2 protein-coding genes are annotated in these 1,080 nt (G+C 68.6%); both read left to right on the top strand.

Annotated features, from left to right (window positions below; translation table 11 throughout):
• Positions 1–840, top strand: an 840-nt coding sequence (locus tag QH470_RS03690) for a 3-hydroxybutyryl-CoA dehydrogenase (protein ID WP_280270824.1), incomplete at its 5' end; no start/stop codon positions are given.
• A gap of 57 nt (positions 841–897) precedes the next feature.
• On the top strand, positions 898–1,080 hold a 183-nt coding region (locus QH470_RS03685), incomplete at its 3' end, for a hypothetical protein (protein WP_280270823.1).

Below are 1,080 nucleotides of genomic sequence, written 5' to 3'. Positions count from 1 at the left end.
GGCGCCGCACTTTGGGGCGCGGTTAGGGGGGTGGGGGCCGCCGGGGCCCACGTCGATGTCCTCGTGTTCGAACAGACCCGGGAACTGGCCGCCGCCGGCCGCGCCCGCATCCTGCGCTCGCTCGACCGGGGCGTCTCCAGTGGCAAGATCACCGAGCGGGAGCGTGAGCAGGCCGCTTGGCGGCTACGCTTCACCTCCGATCTCGGCGACTTCGCCGACCGCCAGCTGGTGGTCGAGGCGGTCGTGGAGAACGAGGAGGTGAAGACCTCGATCTTCGCCGACCTGGACAAGGTCGTCACCGATCCGAACGCGGTGCTGGCCTCCAACACCTCCTCCATCCCGATCATGAAGATCGCCATGGCCACCGCCAATCCCGATCGCGTGGTCGGCATGCACTTCTTCAACCCGGTGCCGGTGCTGCCCCTGGTCGAATTGGTGACCACGCTCAAGACCAGCGAGGCGGTGTCCAAGCGCGCGGAGAACTTCGCGGGCGAGGTGCTCGGCAAGCAGGTCGTGCGCTCGGCCGACCGTTCCGGCTTCGTCGTGAACGCGCTGCTGGTGCCGTACCTGCTCTCGGCGATCCGCATGGTCGAGTCCGGCTTCGCGACCAAGGACGACGTCGACAAGGCGATGGTGCTCGGCTGCGCCCACCCCATGGGCCCGCTCGCCCTCACCGATCTCGTCGGCCTCGACACGGTGAAGTCCATCGCCGACTCCATGTACGCGGAATTCAAGGAGCCCCTCTACTCCGCGCCCCCACTCCTCATGCGAATGGTGGAGGCGGGCCTCCTCGGCAAGAAGGTAGGCGCGGGCTTCTACCAGTACGACCCCAAGCGCTGACATTCCCCGTGCCCAGGGGGCCGTGGGCGCGGGAAGTGGTGTGGTCCAGCATGGGAAATGCCGATCGAACTTCAATCCCTGTCGGTGTGGGGGGGCCGCGCCGGGGCCGCAGCGGGGATCATCTCTCGGCGGTCCGCGCTCCGGTGGTGGATCATGAGAGGCGCGGTGCGAGCGTTCCTCGTCACGCTGTCGGCGGCGGGGATCCTCGGTGCGACAGCGGCGACGGCGGGGTCTGTGCCC

It is taken from the genome of Nocardia wallacei, from assembly GCF_029868745.1.
Taxonomy (GTDB): Bacteria; Actinomycetota; Actinomycetes; order Mycobacteriales; family Mycobacteriaceae; genus Nocardia; species Nocardia wallacei_B.
Note: the sequence above shows the minus strand (reverse complement) of the source record. Positions and strands in the feature narration are given on the sequence as shown.